Annotated in this window: 16 protein-coding genes and 1 other annotated feature; of the genes, 13 read left to right on the top strand and 3 right to left on the bottom strand. The window is 37.6% G+C overall.

Translation table 11 applies throughout. The annotated features are described in order from the left end of the window. The first annotated feature begins 20 nt into the window (after nt 1–20). The 5 genes from BN999_RS05110 (at nt 21) to BN999_RS05085 (ending at nt 5,057) form a co-directional block, all read left to right on the top strand. Nucleotides 21–980 (top strand): BMP family ABC transporter substrate-binding protein, encoded by a 960-nt coding sequence (locus tag BN999_RS05110; protein WP_096270300.1) that lies wholly within the window; start codon nt 21–23, stop codon nt 978–980. Nucleotides 981–1,103: 123 nt separating this feature from the next. Then, nucleotides 1,104–2,042 carry a beta-ketoacyl-ACP synthase III gene (locus BN999_RS05105; protein ID WP_096270299.1) on the top strand — a complete coding sequence of 313 codons (939 nt, stop codon included), beginning with the start codon at nt 1,104–1,106 and terminating at the stop codon, nt 2,040–2,042. Between the two features lie 72 nt (nt 2,043–2,114). Beyond that, nucleotides 2,115–3,353 carry a beta-ketoacyl-ACP synthase II gene (fabF, locus tag BN999_RS05100; protein ID WP_096270298.1) on the top strand — a complete coding sequence of 413 codons (1,239 nt, stop codon included), beginning with the start codon at nt 2,115–2,117 and terminating at the stop codon, nt 3,351–3,353. Nucleotides 3,354–3,937: 584 nt separating this feature from the next. Then, nucleotides 3,938–4,144, top strand: coding sequence for a hypothetical protein (locus BN999_RS05090; protein ID WP_096270296.1), 207 nt, complete (start codon nt 3,938–3,940; stop codon nt 4,142–4,144). A gap of 139 nt (nt 4,145–4,283) precedes the next feature. Continuing rightward, the gene (locus BN999_RS05085; protein WP_096270295.1) at nt 4,284–5,057 is read left to right on the top strand and encodes a YjbA family protein; all 774 of its coding nucleotides are present in this window, start codon (nt 4,284–4,286) and stop codon (nt 5,055–5,057) included. A gap of 31 nt (nt 5,058–5,088) precedes the next feature. Here BN999_RS05085 and trpS read toward each other — a convergent pair whose 3' ends face one another. Beyond that, a complete protein-coding gene (trpS, locus tag BN999_RS05080; protein ID WP_096270294.1) occupies nt 5,089–6,078 on the bottom strand; it encodes a tryptophan--tRNA ligase in 990 nt (329 codons plus the stop codon). Nucleotides 6,079–6,136: 58 nt separating this feature from the next. Then, nucleotides 6,137–6,309 (bottom strand) — a binding site (T-box leader). A gap of 176 nt (nt 6,310–6,485) precedes the next feature. Here trpS and BN999_RS05075 point away from each other — a divergent pair. Continuing rightward, on the top strand, nt 6,486–7,343 hold the full coding sequence (locus tag BN999_RS05075) for an MBL fold metallo-hydrolase (protein WP_096270293.1): 858 nt from the start codon (nt 6,486–6,488) through the stop codon (nt 7,341–7,343). A gap of 103 nt (nt 7,344–7,446) precedes the next feature. Here BN999_RS05075 and BN999_RS05070 read toward each other — a convergent pair whose 3' ends face one another. Further along, complete coding sequence (locus BN999_RS05070; protein WP_096270292.1) at nt 7,447–9,504, bottom strand: catalase; 2,058 nt, start codon at nt 9,502–9,504, stop codon at nt 7,447–7,449. 235 nt (nt 9,505–9,739) lie between these two features. Between BN999_RS05070 and BN999_RS05065 the strand changes: the two genes are divergently transcribed. Continuing rightward, nucleotides 9,740–10,036 carry a DUF378 domain-containing protein gene (locus tag BN999_RS05065; protein ID WP_096270291.1) on the top strand — a complete coding sequence of 99 codons (297 nt, stop codon included), beginning with the start codon at nt 9,740–9,742 and terminating at the stop codon, nt 10,034–10,036. 232 nt (nt 10,037–10,268) lie between these two features. Then, complete coding sequence (locus tag BN999_RS05060; RefSeq protein WP_096270290.1) at nt 10,269–11,414, top strand: PQQ-dependent sugar dehydrogenase; 1,146 nt, start codon at nt 10,269–10,271, stop codon at nt 11,412–11,414. Nucleotides 11,415–11,468: 54 nt separating this feature from the next. Here the strand turns inward: BN999_RS05060 and BN999_RS05055 are convergent, their stop codons facing one another. Continuing rightward, nucleotides 11,469–13,721: a PQQ-dependent dehydrogenase, methanol/ethanol family gene (locus tag BN999_RS05055; RefSeq protein ID WP_096270289.1), complete on the bottom strand. Its 2,253-nt coding sequence runs from the start codon at nt 13,719–13,721 to the stop codon at nt 11,469–11,471. A gap of 188 nt (nt 13,722–13,909) precedes the next feature. Here BN999_RS05055 and BN999_RS05050 point away from each other — a divergent pair, with 188 nt between their 5' ends. From BN999_RS05050 to BN999_RS05030, 5 genes are all read left to right on the top strand, one after another. Next, nucleotides 13,910–14,434 carry a cytochrome C oxidase subunit II gene (locus tag BN999_RS05050; RefSeq protein WP_096270288.1) on the top strand — a complete coding sequence of 175 codons (525 nt, stop codon included), beginning with the start codon at nt 13,910–13,912 and terminating at the stop codon, nt 14,432–14,434. A gap of 17 nt (nt 14,435–14,451) precedes the next feature. Next, nucleotides 14,452–15,933 (top strand): cbb3-type cytochrome c oxidase subunit I, encoded by a 1,482-nt coding sequence (locus BN999_RS05045; RefSeq protein ID WP_096270287.1) that lies wholly within the window; start codon nt 14,452–14,454, stop codon nt 15,931–15,933. Then, nucleotides 15,914–16,546: an SCO family protein gene (locus tag BN999_RS05040; protein ID WP_096270286.1), complete on the top strand. Its 633-nt coding sequence runs from the start codon at nt 15,914–15,916 to the stop codon at nt 16,544–16,546. The genes BN999_RS05045 and BN999_RS05040 overlap by 20 nt, the downstream gene beginning before the upstream one ends. Before the next feature lie 4 nt (nt 16,547–16,550). After that, on the top strand, nt 16,551–17,111 hold the full coding sequence (locus tag BN999_RS05035) for a hypothetical protein (protein WP_096270285.1): 561 nt from the start codon (nt 16,551–16,553) through the stop codon (nt 17,109–17,111). Between the two features lie 300 nt (nt 17,112–17,411). Further along, on the top strand, nt 17,412–18,638 hold the full coding sequence (locus BN999_RS05030; protein WP_096270284.1) for a putative glycoside hydrolase: 1,227 nt from the start codon (nt 17,412–17,414) through the stop codon (nt 18,636–18,638). The last annotated feature ends 122 nt before the right edge of the window (nt 18,639–18,760 follow it).

Raw genomic sequence — 18,760 nt, 5'->3', positions numbered from 1 at the left:
ATTGAATGGAGTGCACGGACTTGAGGAGAAGATACGGATTTATCTTAGTGATATTTATAGGAATATTATTTGCTAGCGGGTGTACACAACAACAGCAAGGAAATGTAATTAAAGTTGGCATGATCCTCGAAGGTGTGGTAAACGAAAAACCCTGGAATGAAAAAGGGTATGAAGGTTTATTAGAAATTGAAGAGGAATTAGGCGTCGATATTGAGGTAAGAGAAAATGTTTCTACTGATGTGGAAATCTCAAAAGCAGTTAGTGAACTCGTCAATGAGGGAGTTAATCTGATCTTTGGTCATAGTAGTATTTATGGAGAAAGGTTTTACCATCTTGCAAAAACATATTCAGATGTTCACTTTGTATATTTTAATGGGAATTATTACAGTGAAAACCTGACAAGTTTGACGTTTAATTCACATGCAATGGGTTTTTTTGCTGGCATGATTGCAAGCGAGATGTCTGATACAAAACAAGTCGGAATTATTGCTGCTTATCAATGGCAACCAGAGATAGAAGGGTTTTATGAAGGTGTTAAGTATCAAAATCCAGAGACTAATGTAAATATGGAATTTATCTATGATTGGACAAAGAGTGAAGTGGCAATCGAAGCCTATGAGAGAATGAAACAAAAAGGTATAGATGTCATATATCCAGCTGGGGATGCTTTCAGTGAAGGTGTTATAAGAAATGCTGGTAAAGATGGTTTATATGCAATTGGATTTGTGTCAGATCAATTAAACATTGAACCGGAAACAGTACTAACTAGTACAGTTCAACACGTTGACCGACTATATTTGCTTGCAGCAAAGAAATTTAATGAAGGCAAGTTAAATGGTGAAATACTATCATTTGATTTTAAGGATGACTATATTACCTTAGGTAAGTATAGTTCAGAAGTTCCAATATATTTTCAAAAGAAATTAAATGATTCAATAGAAAAATATAAAGAAACTGGCTTGCTTCCTAATCAGTACTAAGAGAAGTAAAGGTATTATTACCTCCCTCTGAAACTTAGTTCTTGCAAGTCATTCTTTTTTAGATTAAAATTAGTACCAAGTCATAATATTTGATAATAAACAAAAAGCTAAGGGGATGTATATATGGGTGTTGGCGTTTTAGGAGTAGGTCATTATGTACCCACTAATATAGTTACGAATAGTGATTTAGAAAAAGTTGTTGATACGAATGACGAGTGGATTCGTACTCGTACTGGTATTGAGGAACGAAGAATAGCAGAAGATGATATGAATACTTCTGATATGGCATATCATGCTTCATTAAGTGCCATGGAAGACGCAGGTGTAAAACCAGAGGATCTAGATTTAATTCTTGTCGCTACGGTTACTCCGGACACACCATTCCCATCCATATCTTGTATGTTACAAGAGAAACTAGGGGCATGGAATGCAGCTGCAATGGATGTGAGTGCTGCTTGCGCTGGATTTATGTACGGAATGATTACCGCAAAACAATTTATTGAAACAAAAGTTTATAAACATGTTTTAGTTGTAGGTGCTGAGAAACTTTCGAAAATAACAGATTGGACTGACCGGAACACATGTGTCTTATTTGGTGATGGAGCCGGGGCAGCTGTAATGGGGGAAGTTTCAGAAGGTAAAGGAATATTATCGTTTGAGCTTGGAGCAAACGGTGGAGGTGGAAAGCATCTCTATCAGAAGGATGATGGTTTTATTACCATGAATGGTCGTGAAGTATTTAAATTCGCGGTTAGACAGATGCCTGAATCATCCTTAAATGTTATTGAAAAGGCAGGCTTACAAAAAGAGGATGTGGATTATTTAGTTCCACATCAAGCCAATATTCGTATTATGGAAGCGGCTATGGAAAAACTAGGTATCTCTGAGGATAGAATGGCTAAGGTTATTAATAAATATGGTAATAATTCCTCTGCAAGTATACCTATGGCTTTATCAGAAAGTGTAAAAGATGGTAAAATTAAGGAAAATGATGTAATTGTTCTGGTTGGATTTGGAGCAGGTCTTACATGGGGAGCGGTAGCATTACGTTGGGGTTGCTAATTAAATTCAGCAAATCTCAGGGGTGGTTCGTTCCCAAAAAAACCATTATTTAATTAGGAGGAATACCGAATCATGTCGGAAAGAAGAGTAGTAGTAACAGGGCTTGGAGCAGTAACCCCAATTGGTAATGACGTTCAAACCATGTGGGAAAGTCTTCTTGCAGGAAAATCTGGAATTGATTTTGTCACACAAGTAAATAAGGATGAATTCCCAGCAAAAGTTGCCGCAGAGGTAAAAGATTTTGATCCAACCTTATATGTGGATAAGAAGGATGCACGTAAAATGGATCCATTTACACAATTTGCCGTTGCAGCGTCAAAAATGGCCCTACAAGATGCGAAACTAGAAGTCAGTGAAGATATTGCTCATCGAGTGGGAGTATGGATTGGTTCTGGAATAGGTGGAATGCAAACTTATGAAGACCAGTTCCGTAAATTTATGGAAAAAGGACCTAAACGTGTTAGTCCATTTTTCGTACCGATGATGATACCAGATATGGCTGCTGGTCAAGTTTCCATTCAAACAGGAGCTAAAGGGATTAATTCTTGTTCGGTAACAGCTTGTGCATCAGGGGCAAACTCAATTGGTGATGCATTTAAAGCGGTAAAACGTGGTGATGTAGATTATATCATTGCGGGTGGAGCAGAAGCACCAATTACGAACATGTCCTATGCAGGATTCTCCGCAATGAAGGCATTGTCCTTTAACGAAGATCCGAAATCAGCAAGTCGTCCATTTGATAAAAACCGTGATGGGTTTGTCATGGGTGAAGGATCTGGTATTCTGATTTTAGAAACCCTAGAAACAGCACTAGAACGCGGTGCTCATATATATGCAGAAATTGTTGGCTATGGAGCTACTGGAGATGCATATCATATCACGGCACCTGCAGAACATGGGGAAGGTGCAGCAAGAGCTATGCAACATGCACTCCGAGATGCTGGGTTAAAACCAGAAGACGTGGATTACATCAATGCTCACGGTACTAGTACAGACCTAAATGATAAATATGAAACAGAAGCAATTAAAACAATCTTTGGAGATCATGCTTATAAACTAGCTGTCTCATCAACAAAATCTATGACAGGTCACCTGCTAGGGGCTGCTGGTGGAGTGGAAGCAGTTATTTCAGTTAAGGCAATTGCAGATGGCGTGGTTCCACCAACTATTAACTATGAAACTCCAGACCCAGAATGTGATTTAGATTATGTGCCAAATGAAGCGAGAAAGCAAAACGTAAATGTTGTTGTAAGTAACTCTCTTGGATTCGGCGGTCATAACGTAGCACTTATATTTAAAAAATATGAATAAATGAAAGTAGGAAAGGCTGACCTTGTCTGGTCAGTCTTTTTTGTGGTTTGGGCTTTTCATAATTATGCCCCTAGGCACCAGGTTGCTCCCGAAGTTTCATACGATGTGCCCAATCCCAACCAGAATGCTCCCGGAATTTCAAACCATGTGCCCAAGCCCAACCAGAATGCTCCCGGAGTTTCAAACTATGCGCCCAAGCCTAACCAGGTTGCTCCCGAAGTTTCAAACTATGCGCCCAAGTCCAACCAGTTTGCTCCCGGAGTTTGAAACCATGTGCCCCCAGCCAACCAGAATGCTCCCGAAGTTTGAAACCATGTGCCCAAGCTCAACTAGTATGCTCCCGGAGTTTGAAACCATGTGCCCCCAGCCAACCAGTATGCTCCTGAAGTTTGAAACCATGTGCCCAAGCCTAAGCACCATGCGCCCACACCCAAACATCATGCTCCTTCTCCTGCAAACCATATTCCTTTACCAAAACCAAGTAAAAGTTAAATCTATTCGCTCTATCATTTCTATCATTTTTCCGAAATTGCTAGCATATACATAAAAATAAACTTTAGGACAAGCATAGGTGGTAGAAAAAGATGGGCTATATATTTTTGTTTTTAATTGGATTTGGACTTGCTGTGACTGGTGGTGTGACACTGATTGCCTATATGAACTTTTTACCGGCAGGGGTGTCATGGGGTGAGTATTTTTTATTTGTAAGTGGTAGATTAGAATGCTATTTTCTGCCGATCGGTTTATTAATTATGACGTTTGTTATCTACACATCTCCGTTTAAACCTTGACCAGTTAATTTGCGCTCTCTCGAATAAAATTTCAAATGATGGTCATAATGTATTCTAAAGTGTATGTTCAAAAATTATGGTATAACTGGTAATTTTTGAACAACCTCGAATGTTTCATTTTGGGAGTGAGGGGTGTTGTATGTTATATTTACACGATGTTTGGGTGAACTGGTTTGAAGGAGAAGAAAACGGGTATAATGTTTGTTATTTCCATGAATGGCGTAAAGACGACGGTATCGAACTACTTGACCAAGTACCATTAATCTACATAACGGAATCGCTTTATCAATATATTGAAAATGATATGCATGATTTACCACAAGGTTTATTAGATGCCATTTATAAACGTGCATATACTCGGAAAGGTCAGGAACGTTCTGTAGTCGAATATGCCTGTATTGTAACTGATGGAAATGACATATTAGCTATTGACACTATTGGCTACCGTATTCCAATTCGTAAAAGTCGGTTAATCCCAAGACAAGAACAATTAGTTTATGAAATGATTGAAAAGACAAAAGCCCAAAGCTTCGGGTTCGATGATTCCAATTATGTAAAGGAATATCATATGCTTTCCATGTCTCCTAACCTTGTATTTGGTTTAACAAGAAGGGAAAGACAAATAAAGCAGTTATTAATGATGGGATTAGATCAACTTCGTACAGCTAATAATATTGGAGAATTGCGTTATTGGTTAACTGAATGGGATCCAAAAAAGTATCCTGATATTCGTTACATGGATGAAGAAGAAGTGTGGCAAGCCTTATATGAAGGCGTAAAGTATGGCTGGAGTCAAGCTCATGAAGAGCTTTGTGAAAAATTAATTAAAGGGCAACCATTCCTTGAAAAGATGTGGGAGCTCGAAAACAATTATGCAGAAGGTACATCTAAACAGAAGTCAAAAAACCAGTGAGGTTTTCGCCTCACTGGTTTTTTGTTTCTATTTATTTTCTAACTCTACCAAGTCCCATTGCTTTTTTTGCTTTTTGGATAGTTTTGTTAGCTACACGTGATGCTTTTTCAGCACCTTGATCTAATATATCGTCTAACTCACTTGATTCTAAGATTTCATAATAGCGATCTTGAATCGGTTTTAATACAGATACCACGGTGTCCGCAACACCTTGTTTGAAATCACCATAGCCTTTACCTTCGTACTTTTTCTCTAATTCTTCAATTGTTTCTCCAGAGAATACAGATTGGATATCTAGTAGGTTAGAAACTCCTGGCTTATTAACCTTGTCATATTTTACAATACCTTCTGAATCAGTCACAGCACTTTTTATTTTCTTTTCAATTTGTTTAGGCTCATCAAGCATAAATATGGATGCCTTAACATTTTCATCTGACTTGCTCATTTTCTTTTCTGGATTCTGAAGAGACATAATTCTAGCACCCACTTTTGGAATGCTAATCTCTGGAATAGTGAAGACTTCTAGGAAACGATTATTAAAACGTCCCGCAAGATCTCGAGTTAGTTCTAAGTGTTGCTTCTGGTCATCACCAACTGGTACTAGGTTAGCTTGATATAGTAGAATATCTGCTGCCATTAAGGATGGGTAAGTGAAAAGGGCTGCAGAAACAGCTTCTTTACCTTCTGATTTATCCTTGAACTGTGTCATTCGTTCTAGCTCACCCATGTAGTTAATGGATTGCATCATCCATCCTAATTGTGTGTGTGCAGGAACTTCTGATTGGATGAATAATGTTGCTTTGTTAGGGTCTATTCCTGCCGCTAGGTATAATGCTGCTAAAGACCGGATGTTATTACGGAGTTTAATTCGGTCTTGTGGAACCGTAATAGCATGTTCATCCACAATACAGAAAAAGCAGTTATGTGTGTTCTGAAGCTCCACAAACTGACGAATCGCACCAATGTAGTTTCCAATTGTTAATGAACCACTAGGCTGGATACCTGAAAAGATGGTTTGCATAGTTATTCACTCCTTTATTTATTTGGGCAATAAAAAAAAAGCCCATTTATCCCCTAATAGAAGGGACGAATGAACCGCGTTGCCACCCTAATTATCTTAAAACATTAAGATCACTTCATTAAAATTAGCTCCAAAGTCCAATTCCTGTTTACCATGATGCTTGTTCCCACCAACCACAAGCTCTCTACAAACAGAGGGTAAAAAGTACTGCGCCTTTTTCATTGCTAAAGATATTGATTTTTTTATATTATATATAGTCATTTAAAGAAATGCAAGTGGAAAAAGGTATATGAGCCAGTTTATATTATTCAATTGAGGTATTTAACTGATCGAGGTGATTATCATATTCATCCTTTTTTGAGGAACAATACCTATGATAGTTCGGATTAGAAAGGAGGTATATGAAGATGGATAATGAAATGGAATATGGTAGTGATTATAAATATATACCTGCAACTTCTGTTGGAAGTGGGATGGGAATGGAGGTATCACATGATCTGTATTGTCATACAATCCAGATAGTAAACATCATACTAGTTGGGAATCCGAGAACAAAGGATTTTGTCCTAGTTGATGCAGGAATGCCTAATTCTGCAGACAACATTATTTCAATCGTTGAAGAACGCTTTGGTAAGAATAGTCGTCCGAAAGCAATCATTCTGACACATGGACATTTTGATCATGTTGGTGCAATTATAGATTTGGTCAAACATTGGCAAATTCCTGTCTATGCACATGAATTAGAAATGCCATTTTTAACGGGGCAGAAAAGCTATCCTGAACCTGATCCAACAGTGGAAGGTGGTATGGTAGCAAAGATGTCACCAATGTTTCCAAATGAGCCTATTAATTTGGGTGATAAGGTAGAGGCATTGCCTTCAGATGGGGCTATCCCACATTTGCCTGATTTTCGTTGGATACATACGCCTGGTCATTCCCCGGGTCATGTATCATTATTTCGAGATGAAGACAAGGCGCTAATTGTTGGGGATGCATTCGTTACGGTGAAGCAAGATTCCCTGTATAAAGTATTAACCCAAGAACAAGAGATAAATGGTCCACCGAGATATCTAACTACTGACTGGAAGGCCGCTAAGGAATCTGTTATTCGATTAGAAGCATTAAAACCGTCTGTTGCTATTACTGGACATGGATTACCTATGACTGGTGATTTGTTATCGGAGAGCTTGGAAAAGTTAGTACAGGAATTTGAACGAATTGCGATTCCCGATTACGGAAAATATGTTGATGGAGATTTTCATTAAATAGTAAAAAAGCCCTTATCATCAGTGATAAGGGCTTTCTATTTTATATACTTTTCGTCTAACTGTTAGTCAATTAATTAATGGATTTCTTAAAATGTTTAAATTATCTTCGATTCCAGAAACGCATTTGACCAATTGCAGTAACGAAATCCTTTTCGAAGTTTGGATTATTAGCGGCGAAGACAACCCCTGCTAAATTATTATTGTTGGAAGGCTGTATAAAAGACTGCCCTGTTGTAGCCACACCAATTGGCTTATATTGTTTATAAGCTTCATGTAAGAATGTCGTAACATCAGCATTAAACTTCTCTTGATTTCTAGCAGTTCCGCCGACTACATAGAGTGTATCAACCAGGTATGGACTTAATGTAAGGAACGTATCGTTGATTTTAATTTTTGTACCATCAGAACCTGTGACTGTACCGAGTTTCTCACTAATTACAACAACAAATATTCCTTGTTGCTGTAATGTGTTGAGTACACTAGTTACTTCTTTCCCATTAAAACCATTACCAATCAAAACACCTACTTTTTGTGTAACAGCATAACGTGGTGTGTTAAATTGGCTGAGAGATGGATAGCTGGTCTCAACCGGAACATGAGTACCAGTTGGAGGATTCACACCAATATTATCAGCAATAATAGTAGCTAATTCTTTATCAACATTGACTAATAAATCAACATTTTGTTGACGGACAGACTCACTTCTTACCTTTCCTAGTTGATAACTAAACCCTTCAATTGTGTGCTGCTTTTCTACAGGAGTCAAGCTATTCCAAAAAATTCTTACTTGAGAGTAGTAGTCTTTAAATGAGTCACTCCTTGCACGGATGACGTGTCCTTCTACCTTCTTAGGATAATATTCATAACCGCCCTCTTCTGGTGGTACAGTATAAGGCGTGTTATTGGCTAAGGAATTTTGGTGGTAATCTACCTCTTCCACATCAATTCGCTGTCTCATCACACCTCTACGTGTATTGTTATGGAATGGACAAAGTGATCGGTTGATTGGAAGTTCATCATAATTGGCACTACCAAGTCGATGTTGTTGTGTATCTCTGTACGCCATTAATCTTCCTTGTAAGACAGGATCATTAGAGAAATCAATCCCTGGTACAACATTTGCCGGATTAAATGCAACCTGTTCTGATTCCGTAAAGTAATTTTGAATGTTTCGATTTAAAGTCATCTTACCAATGATTTCCACAGGGACGAGCTCTTCAGGCCAAAACTTTGCGGGGTCTAGAACATCAAAATCAAATTTAAACTCATCCTCAAGCGATATGAGTTGTACTCCTAATTCATACTCAGGATAAAATCCTTTGTCAATTGCTTCTCTCAAATCTTTCCGATGAAAGTCAGGATCAATTCCACCAAGTTTAATTGCCTCTTCTTGAGTCAAGGAATGAACTCCTAAGACTGGTTTCCAAACATACCTCATAAATGTTGCTTTCCCTTGTTCGTTTACAAATAGATACGTATTGATGGACCACGATTCCATCATTCGATAGCTTCTTAAAATACCACGATCAGACATAATCCACGTCACCATGTGTATCGACTCTGGGTTATTGGCTACATAATCCCAAAAATGATCGTGTGCACCAGTAGCTGTTGGGATATCATCATCTTGTTTTGCTTGATAAGCATGCATTGCATCTGGAAACTTCATGGCGTCCTGGTTTATTAATACAGGCATCGCAATCGTTGTTAGGTCCAGATTTCCTTCTTCTGTATATAGCTTAACACCCTGGCAACGTAAATCCCTAGCTGTATCATAGGATCCCTTAGGTCCCTGTACAGTGGAAAAACGGATTGTTAAAGGTGTTTTTTTCCCTGGCTCCGATAGGAATTTAGCTCTTGTTACATGTTTCATTGATTTGTAACATTCAAATTCTCCATGTGCACTATATCCTCGTGCATGAACCACTCTTTCTGGTATTTCTTCATGATTAAAATGCGACATCTTTTCAAAGAAATCATAATCTTGGCGTAAAGAAGGTCCACGTATGCCGGCTTTTAATTGATCCGTATCTTGAGATCTTTTTCTTCCTTGCATAGTTGTCATAGGTTTTCCAGTATTTCTTATACGGAATTGATCTAACTGCGCCTGTTTCGGATCATTAGGAGGCTTTTGATTTCTTGATGACTTATCGTCCATGTGTATCACCCATCCTAATATTTTAGATAAAATTTACCATTTATATTCTATGCCTACTAACTGGAACTTATTACATTTTTTTAGGAAGTTTATTTAAACAAATCTTGACTGTATGTGTTGAAATAACACGTTTTCTTGGTATGAATTATTAATAAATGGCAGAAGATAATACTGACTTAAAAAAAGTCAATGTTTGTTTTGTTCTATAAGTATTAGGAAGTGAGGTGGGATGAAAATGGACACATTAAAGAGAATAGCTTTAACTTTAGTAATAATTGGCGCAATAAACTGGGGACTAATTGGACTTTTTGATTTTGATTTGGTTGCAACGCTTTTTGGTGGCCAAGATGCTTTACTTTCTAGAATTGTCTATTCATTAGTTGGACTAGCTGGATTATTAAGTATTCCATATTTATTTGAACCAGCAAGAGAACATAATGATACAGCAGCAACAGGCAGATTAAATTATGGTACTGAGTTTGCGGAGGAAGAAGACTTTTCTAGAATTAAGAAAGAGGACAACGATCTATAGTAGAAAATAGAGCTGTACATGTGTATAGCTCTATTTTTTTGTGGATCAATAAGTAGAAATGGATAACATACCTCAGTTTCATTTGGATAAAAATGATTTATCTAAGTCTTCAATTCTGTGAAAATACTATTCATTCTATGAAAATATGTATAAGCTACAAAATTTTGGAAATAATACCTTATATATATTACTTCGTCTTTTAAACGAAGAAAAAAATTAAGAGGTGAAAGATTTGAAAAAATATGGTTTTATTAGTTTGATAGGAGTACTCTTAGTTGCCGCACTTGTATTCCTATTCGTAAATGGTGATGATTCAAAAGAGAATGAAGCCAATCAGGAACAAAAAAATGATCCAGAGGCAGTTCAAGTCTTCGAGGAATCAATCGAGGTTACCGCAACAGATGATGGCAATATTAATGCTAATAAGCTTTTTATTCCTTGGACGATTAACAAAACAGGAGGTACATTCTATTTAAGTCAACGCGATGGAACTGTAGTAGAAATTGATGGTGACTTTGGCATAGTAGATGTACAGGATGTAGATTTATCTGAAGAGATCTTCCATAAAGGAGAAGCGGGATTTCTTGGGTTTGCTTTAGCGCCAAATTTTGAAGAATCTAATGAAGCATTTGCTTATCATACGTATGATAAAGACGGTGAAATTGTGAACCGCATTGTGTCACTAGTATTAGATGGTTCTACATGGAAGGAACAAGAGGTTATTTTTGATAATATCCCTGGAGGGGAAAAAGATACTGGTGGTAGAATTGCAATTGGGCCGGATGAGAAACTTTATGTTGCTACTGGTGATGTTGGAAAAAATGACTTGGCACAGGATTTAAATAGTTTAGCGGGTAAAATTTTACGTATGGAACTTAACGGTGACATCCCATCTGACAATCCTTTTGAAGATTCGTATGTATTCTCGTACGGACACAGGAATGCTCAAGGATTTACTTGGGACAATGATGGAAATATGTACTCTTCAGAACATGGTGAAGATGGGCATGATGAAATTAACCTAATTAAATCGGGTAAGAATTATGGCTGGCCAGAGATTCAAGGAGATGAAGAGGCTGAGGGAATGGAATCTCCTTTAATTCATTCCGGTGAAACTACATGGGCACCTTCAGGGGTCGGATTCAGTGATGGTAAACTATACATTGCTTCCTTGGCTGGTAAGAAGATCTTTACTTATGACATAGCTACAGAGACAGTGGCAGATTTCTATGATGAAGCTGGAAGAATGCGTGACGTATTCATAGAAGACGATGCGTTATATGTTGTAACAAGTAATCATGACAGTCGCGGAGAACCAACGGATAAAGATGATCGCTTGATTCATATCCCATTAGTGGAAAAAACATCCGCTAACTAATTGAAAAAGAGGTAATTGTACTGGGTGTGCAATTACCTCTTTTGGCATGTTAACTTACTTATCCTTGTTGATGAGTGATTCTAAATATTCTACTACGGCATTTATTTCCTCTTCAGACAAGCTTCCTTCGAATGGAGGCATATTTCCGCTACCGTTCTTAACTTGTGCTATTAATTCTTCTTTCGTCCAGTCGAGATTGTTAAGCTTCGGTCCGTTGTGACCTCCAACCCCTTCTGCACCATGACAAGCTAGACAGTTGTTTTCATAAATCTTCAAGCCTTCTTGAACAACTGCGTCACCCTCAGGAGCTTCTGTTTGTCCTTGGCCGTTCTCATTATCGGTATCTTTAAAGAATGGTGATGAATTTATTCCATCATCTGGAACATCTTCTAATGTAGCATATTGTCCTTCTAAGGAGAAGGTGTAAATCTTATCACCATGTTGTGTACCAGCAAGGGAGTTTCCTCCAGAGAAGATGGATATATATTGTTTTCCATCCACTTCATATGTCATTGGTGGAGCATTTGCACCAGCATCGGTCATGAATTCCCAAAGCTGTTCACCATTTGTTGCATCATATGCAATGATTCTTCCATCATTATGACCCACAAATACGAGGTCCCCACTAGTTGTTAGAACGCCACTATAAGCAAGGTCATCCCATTGTTTTTGCCAAACTATTTTATTTGTTTTTACATCAATTGCGGTGACGGTTCCTCGGTTCGGCGCATTTTGAATTGGCTGCATAACACTACCTATCCAGTTCTGTCCTTCTTTATATTCATTTGCTTCATCGCCCTCATAATGTGCAAATGCAAAGTAAGTCCAGTTTCCTAATACATAAAATAACTCTGTTTCTGGGTTATACGCTGATGGTGGCCAGTTGGCACCACCTTGTGGTGAAGGAGTAATTGTTACTGGTTCATCCCAGAAAGGTGTAAATATGTCTGCAACCTGGTATTCAAAGTCTTCACCAAGATCTTCTTTAAGCATTTCTTCGGTTATAGATTGAGGTACAAAACTATCCCCAACAGGGTATGGTTGGGTTTCTGCTGTTTTTTGTCTTTCATCCTGTGGAACCGGTTTGTCCTCAATTCCAACAAGTGGTTCACCATTCGATCTATCCAGTAAATAAACCCATCCAGTTTTACCTGCCTGTCCAAGTCCTTTTCGTGTCTCTCCATCCATTTCAACATCAAATAGTATAACTGGGTTAGGAGCATCCATATCCCATATATCATGTTTCACTTCTTGGAAATGCCATTTATACTCACCTGTAGTTAAATCTAATGCCAAGATGGAAGCAGAGAATAGATTATCACCTTCACGTTGACTTCCATCGAAATCTGGTGATGGATTACCTGTTGATAAGTAGATCATATTTAATTCTGGATCAATGGCTGGTGTTTGCCAGATTGGCGCACCGCCCTTAAGCCATGCATCCGTTTCCTGAGGCCATGTATCGTGACCCACTTCACCTGGACCAGGGACTGTATATGTACGCCATATTTCCCGTCCCATATCTGCATCATACGCTGCCAGATAGCCACGAATACCATATTCACCACCCGCAACACCGATATATACTTTATCATCATGATAGAGAGGAGCTGCGGTAATCGTGTAACCTTTTTCCCAATCATCGACTGTTGTTTCCCATACAACTTTTCCTGTTTTTTGGTCTAGAGCAACTAGTCTTGAATCAAGGAGACCTACATACACTTTCCCATCTCCAAGTCCTACACCACGGCTAATCCATCCACAACATGCAGTGTCTAGGCCGTCTGCTAATTGCGGGACATATTCCCAAATAATCTCTCCAGTTGTAGCATCCATCGCTTGTACAACATCAGCACCCGTAATATTAAACATAATGCCATCATATACAAGTGGAGTTGCCTCAGCAGAGTATTTAAACTCTAAGCCAGAACCTAAACTAGTAACCCACTCAAGCTTTAGATCAGCTACATTAGAAGTATTGATTTTTTCTAATGTGGAGTATCTACGATTGTACATGTCTCCACCATGTGTAATCCAATTTGTACTTGGTGGTTTAAGTAAGTCTTCTGAAGAAAATTCTGGTGCTATCTCACCTTGATATTCTGAGTGTTGAACAGCAGTGTGGTCTTCTTTTGGTGTTTGGGTAGATTCAGACTCTTCATTTTCAGCTGCTTTTTCATCCTCAGCCAGATTCTCTTCAGCTGGAGGTTCTGTGGTATCATCTTCTGCCATATTTTGAAAAGCAAAGAATCCTACTACTGTTAAGAGTGCAACAGCAGCAATTACAATCCACATTTGTTTATCCATTTTCATACTCCTTTCTTAAGATATAACAGTTCTTCTGTAATTTGCCCGTATAATTACAAATTAATCTTTTATAGTTAAAAATCCCTAATTTTTTATTTTCATTGTGACTTTTCTCACAGGTTTGTATTGTGTATGTAGATATGATTAGGGCAGAAAAAGTAATCTTCTAAAATAGGGAGGGTATAAAAATGGTTCAAACAGCAGCCTGGGTTACAAGCCTAGTTTTTATGTCACTAGTTTTCATTGTTTTTGGAGTAGTAGCATGGAAGTCAAGGGTTAAGAGTGACTATGAGCACATTAAGAAAAAATGGTATAAAGCAAGAATTTTCTATGCGACAACTTTAGTTACCATATTATTGGTGGTTTGTATTTACACATTACGTGAATTACCTTATGACTTACCAATTTATGGGGAAGCTCAAGATCCAACGATTGTAGATGTAGAGGCAGTTCAATTTGGTTGGCTTATGAGTGAGACGGAATTTAAGGTGGGGGAACCAGTTGAATTTCATGTTACTAGTAAAGATGTTAACCATGGATTTGGCATATATGATGAGGATTTGACAATCATCGCTCAAACACAGGCAATGCCAGAGTATACGAACAATGTATACATTACGTTTACAAAGCCTGGTACATACAAAATACTTTGCTTAGAATATTGTGGAACCGCGCATCATTATATGGTAACTGAAATCACGGTTACAGAATAACGAAAGGAGCGTCAAAAATGGGTGCTTTTGTTGGAATGAATAATTTGAAGTCAACTAATAAGACAGTAGCAACTTCTTTAACAATTGGTGGCGTAATCATTGCTGTTATGATGATATTCGGGATATTAATGCTTCTTGCACAAGGTGGAGTAATTGACGTGCCAGATGCTATGTTCTACCAATTCTTAACAATCCATGGAACTGGGATGATTGGTGCAGCAGCACTAGCAGCAGCAGGAGTAATGTGGTATTTCTTGAACCAATATGTTGAACTTTCAAGAAGCATATTTAATTGGTTTTTAGGATTAGTTATTATTGGAGTGATCTTAGTAGTTATTGGTGTATTTTCATTTGAATTTGCTGGTGCATGGACGTTCTTATATCCATTACCTACTATATCTGCTAGCGCTTGGGGTACTATTGGGGCACTATTATATTTATTTGGAATGTTAATTCTAGGTACGGGATTCTTGCTTTTATATATGGATACAGGAAGAGCAATTATTAAAAAATATGGAAGTCTTGGCAAAGGTCTAGGGTGGGATGTTATCTCTGGTAAGAAGAAAGAAGAAGATGCACCGCCAAAAGCCGTTGTTGCTAGTACCATGGTAACAATAGTGAATACAACTGCAATCCTAGCAGGAGCAGCAGTTCTCATTATGAATATTATTAATGTAATCAACCCATCATTCACGTTTGATCCGATGCTAGCTAAAAACTTAACGTATGCTTTTGGACATATATTTGCTAATGCAATAATCTATATGGCTGTTATTGTAGTGTACGAATTATTACCGAAATATACCAATCGTAAATGGGTAGTGAATAGAGTCTTCCTCATTGCGTGGACAATGTCAACAGCATTTACGTTAGTTATCTATACTCATCATATGTTAATGGATTTTGCTATGCCAAAATGGATGCTAATTATGGGACAGGCTTTATCTTATGCGAATGGTTTACCGGTGTTAGTTGTAACAGCATATGGAGCGTTAATGATTGTGCACAAATCAGGAATTAAATGGGATATGGGATCTGGGTTAGCATTTCTGTCTATGTTCGGTTGGACTGTTGGTGTCGTTCCGGCTATTGTAGATGCTACAATCGTTGTCAACCATGTCATGCATAATACGAAATGGGTACCTGGACATTTTCACATGTATATGGGACTTGGCGCAGTAGTCATGTTATTCTCCTTTATGTATTATTTAGCAAAAGTAGATAGTACGGTTAAAGAATCTAAGATTGATAGGATTGCTTTATGGTGTTATGCGCTCGCAATGATTTCTATTAGTGTTCAGTTCCTAGTCTCAGGGGCTCTAAGCACCCCTAGACGATGGGCGATTCATTATCCAGGTTGGATGACTCCAGCTGTATTCGGTGCAATTGCCGGTGTATTTCTAGTTATTGCCACTACTATTTTCATTATCCATTTCGTGCGTTATATGAAGAATAGAGGAAAACTAGGAAGCGATAAATATGAACAAAAGACTGCATAATCTGTTACTAATCTGTTTTAGCTTGGTTATAAGTTTTATTTTATTTTTTATTGGAACGAATGGGTTTCAGGCATTTACAGCTGAGAGCGCAAGAGTGTACAGGTTAATGGAGGAGAAGCCCCTTTTTCCAAATGTCACCTTAGAAGATAGCAAGGAGAGAACCTATCCTTTCACCATGTTTCAGGGGAAATATGTCCTCCTGACCTTTATATACACTGCTTGTACAGATGTATGTCCAAAGTTAGAGATGAATCTTGCTAAGGTTTATGAACGTATACCTGCTGAACTATTAGGAAAAGAAATCATATTCTTGAGTATAAGTTTCGACCCAAAACGAGATGATCCGGCTACATTAGAAAAGTATCAAGCATTATTTAATAGTGATGGTGATACTTGGAGGATGGCTAGGATTATGGATGAAGTTGAATTGACAGCTTTGTTAGATGAATTCGGTGTCATCGTAATACCTGATGGAAGTGGTGGCTTTACTCATAATTCAGCTTTCTATTTCGTAGGAACAGATGGGGAATTACTGGACATATTAGACTTTCAACAACCAGAAGAAGCGGCTCATAAAGTTGTTGAGGTGATTCAAAATAATATGGAGGGATAGTTATATGAGAAAACCTTTATATATAGGGGCCTTACTATACTTAATATTAATAATCCCTCCAATCCGTAGTTATATGGAGTCCATCATGATTATCCATATGCTTATCCAATTACCCTTGTTAATGGTAGTCGGGTGGTTTCTAGGTAAATACATTGTTTATAAGGCACCAAAAGTCTTTCATGCTATCAACGAAAATGGAGTTCCGGGAATGATATTAATTGTTGCTATTACCATGTATTGGATGCTTCCGAGAACGTTGGATGAAGCACTAACACTACCACAATATGAAGTATTCAAATTTATTAGTTTACCTTTAGTGGGCCTATTATTAGCTGATAGCTGGGCAAAAATAAGAGATGTTGGACAAATTTTTATCTATTTGAACTACCTATCTATGTTTGCCTTGATGGGCTGGCTTTATCTAGATTCTCCTATTCAATTATGTAATAACTATCTAATAACGCAGCAGAAAACTCTAGGATGGGGCTTCATCTTTATTACGGCTTCAATGATTGTATATGTGTTGCAATATGTGTTTATTGACCGTAGGCGCATAGAAGAATGATAATTAAATGTAGAAAAATTAAAGGGCACGTGAGTTTAATAACTCATGTGCCCTTTATTGTTAGGAAACCATACTTCAAACGGTTTTTAGAGCATAATTTTGTTTTGTTTTAATATGATTTAGAAGGTGGAAGTTGGTACAATCGACAATCTTTCTATAAAAATGACAAAAATCTAGTAAATACCATTCAAAATCTAGCGGTTCTGTTCTATAATGAATAATAAAGTGTTGCAAACGTAAAGTTGTTCATGTCAACTTCCCGGGGGCAATCTTAATACTTTAGTTTAGGAGATTGATAGAATGCATAATAAACAACTTAAGAGAATCATGATACCAATTGTTCTCCTACTCGTTATTATACTTCCGTTTGCAATGCCAACTAAAAGTAGTGGGGATGAAGAATTGTTTGCTTCTTTTCATATTGAAAGGCAAACTTCGATTCAATTAATTGAAGAAAATACAAATTTAAATCGATTTGTTTTCGACTCAGGTTATCATTTTGAATATCCAGATGCTGTACGTGGGATTTACGTGACAGGACATTCTGCTGGCGGCAGTCGATTTGAATCTTTAGTAGACTTAGTGAATAATACTGATCTGAATTCGATGGTAATTGATATTAAGGATGATTTTGGATATTTAACCTTTATACCAGAAGAAGGTTCACCTTATTCAGACCTCGGACAAAATTATATTAAAAATATTCAAGAGATGATGAAGACCCTTGAAGAAAATGAAATTTACCCAATAGCAAGAATTGTTGTATTTAAAGATAGTGTTCTTGCTGAGAAACGCCCTGAACTTTCCTTTACTGAAAATGGATCCGTTTGGAAAAATAACCGTGGAGAAGCTTTTGTGAATCCGTTTGAACAGGAAGTCTGGGAATATAATGTAGAACTTGCTAAAATGGCAGCTGAATTAGGTTTCCAAGAAATTCAGTTTGATTATGTTAGATTCCCAGAGGGATTCGAGCATCGTGACGAGGAATTAGGCTATTCAAAAGGGGAATATGCTGATGATGATACAGACGATGTTCAACAACGTGTTCAAGCAGTTACTGATTTTGTTGCCTATGCCAAGCAAGAGTTAGAACCCTATGATGTTGATGTTGCGGTTGATATTTTTGGTTATTCTGCAACTATTCCGGAAGCACCAGGAATAGGCCAAAACTTCTCGAAGATATCTGAAAATGTGGATGTTATTTCTTCCATGATTTATCCTAGTCATTGGTCCAATAACTATTTTGGCATTCCATTTCCTGATACGGAACCTTACCGTTTAACAGATGAATATGCAAAAGTAGAAAATGAAGTACTTTCAAAACTCGAAAATCCACCAGTATCAAGACCTTGGATACAGGATTTTGAAGCACCATGGATTTACAATGGAACTGGTATTCCAGTTACACAATACGGAAAAGAAGAAGTGGAAGCACAGATTCGAGCATTGCAAGATAATGGAATAAATGAGTATCTAATATGGAACGCTGGAAACACGTATAGTGAAAACGTTGATTATACGCCATAATGATTGAAAAAAGCCGGAACTTTAATAAAAAGTTCCGTTTTTTTTCGCTTTTTTTTAGATAACTACACATACTGAACATATACAACCCAAATAGCGATTTAACATAATCTTGTTATTTCGTT

This window comes from Paucisalibacillus globulus, from assembly GCF_900184735.1.
Lineage (GTDB): Bacteria > Bacillota > Bacilli > Bacillales > Amphibacillaceae > Ornithinibacillus > Ornithinibacillus globulus_B.
This window is presented reverse-complemented; position numbering and strand designations above follow the sequence as displayed.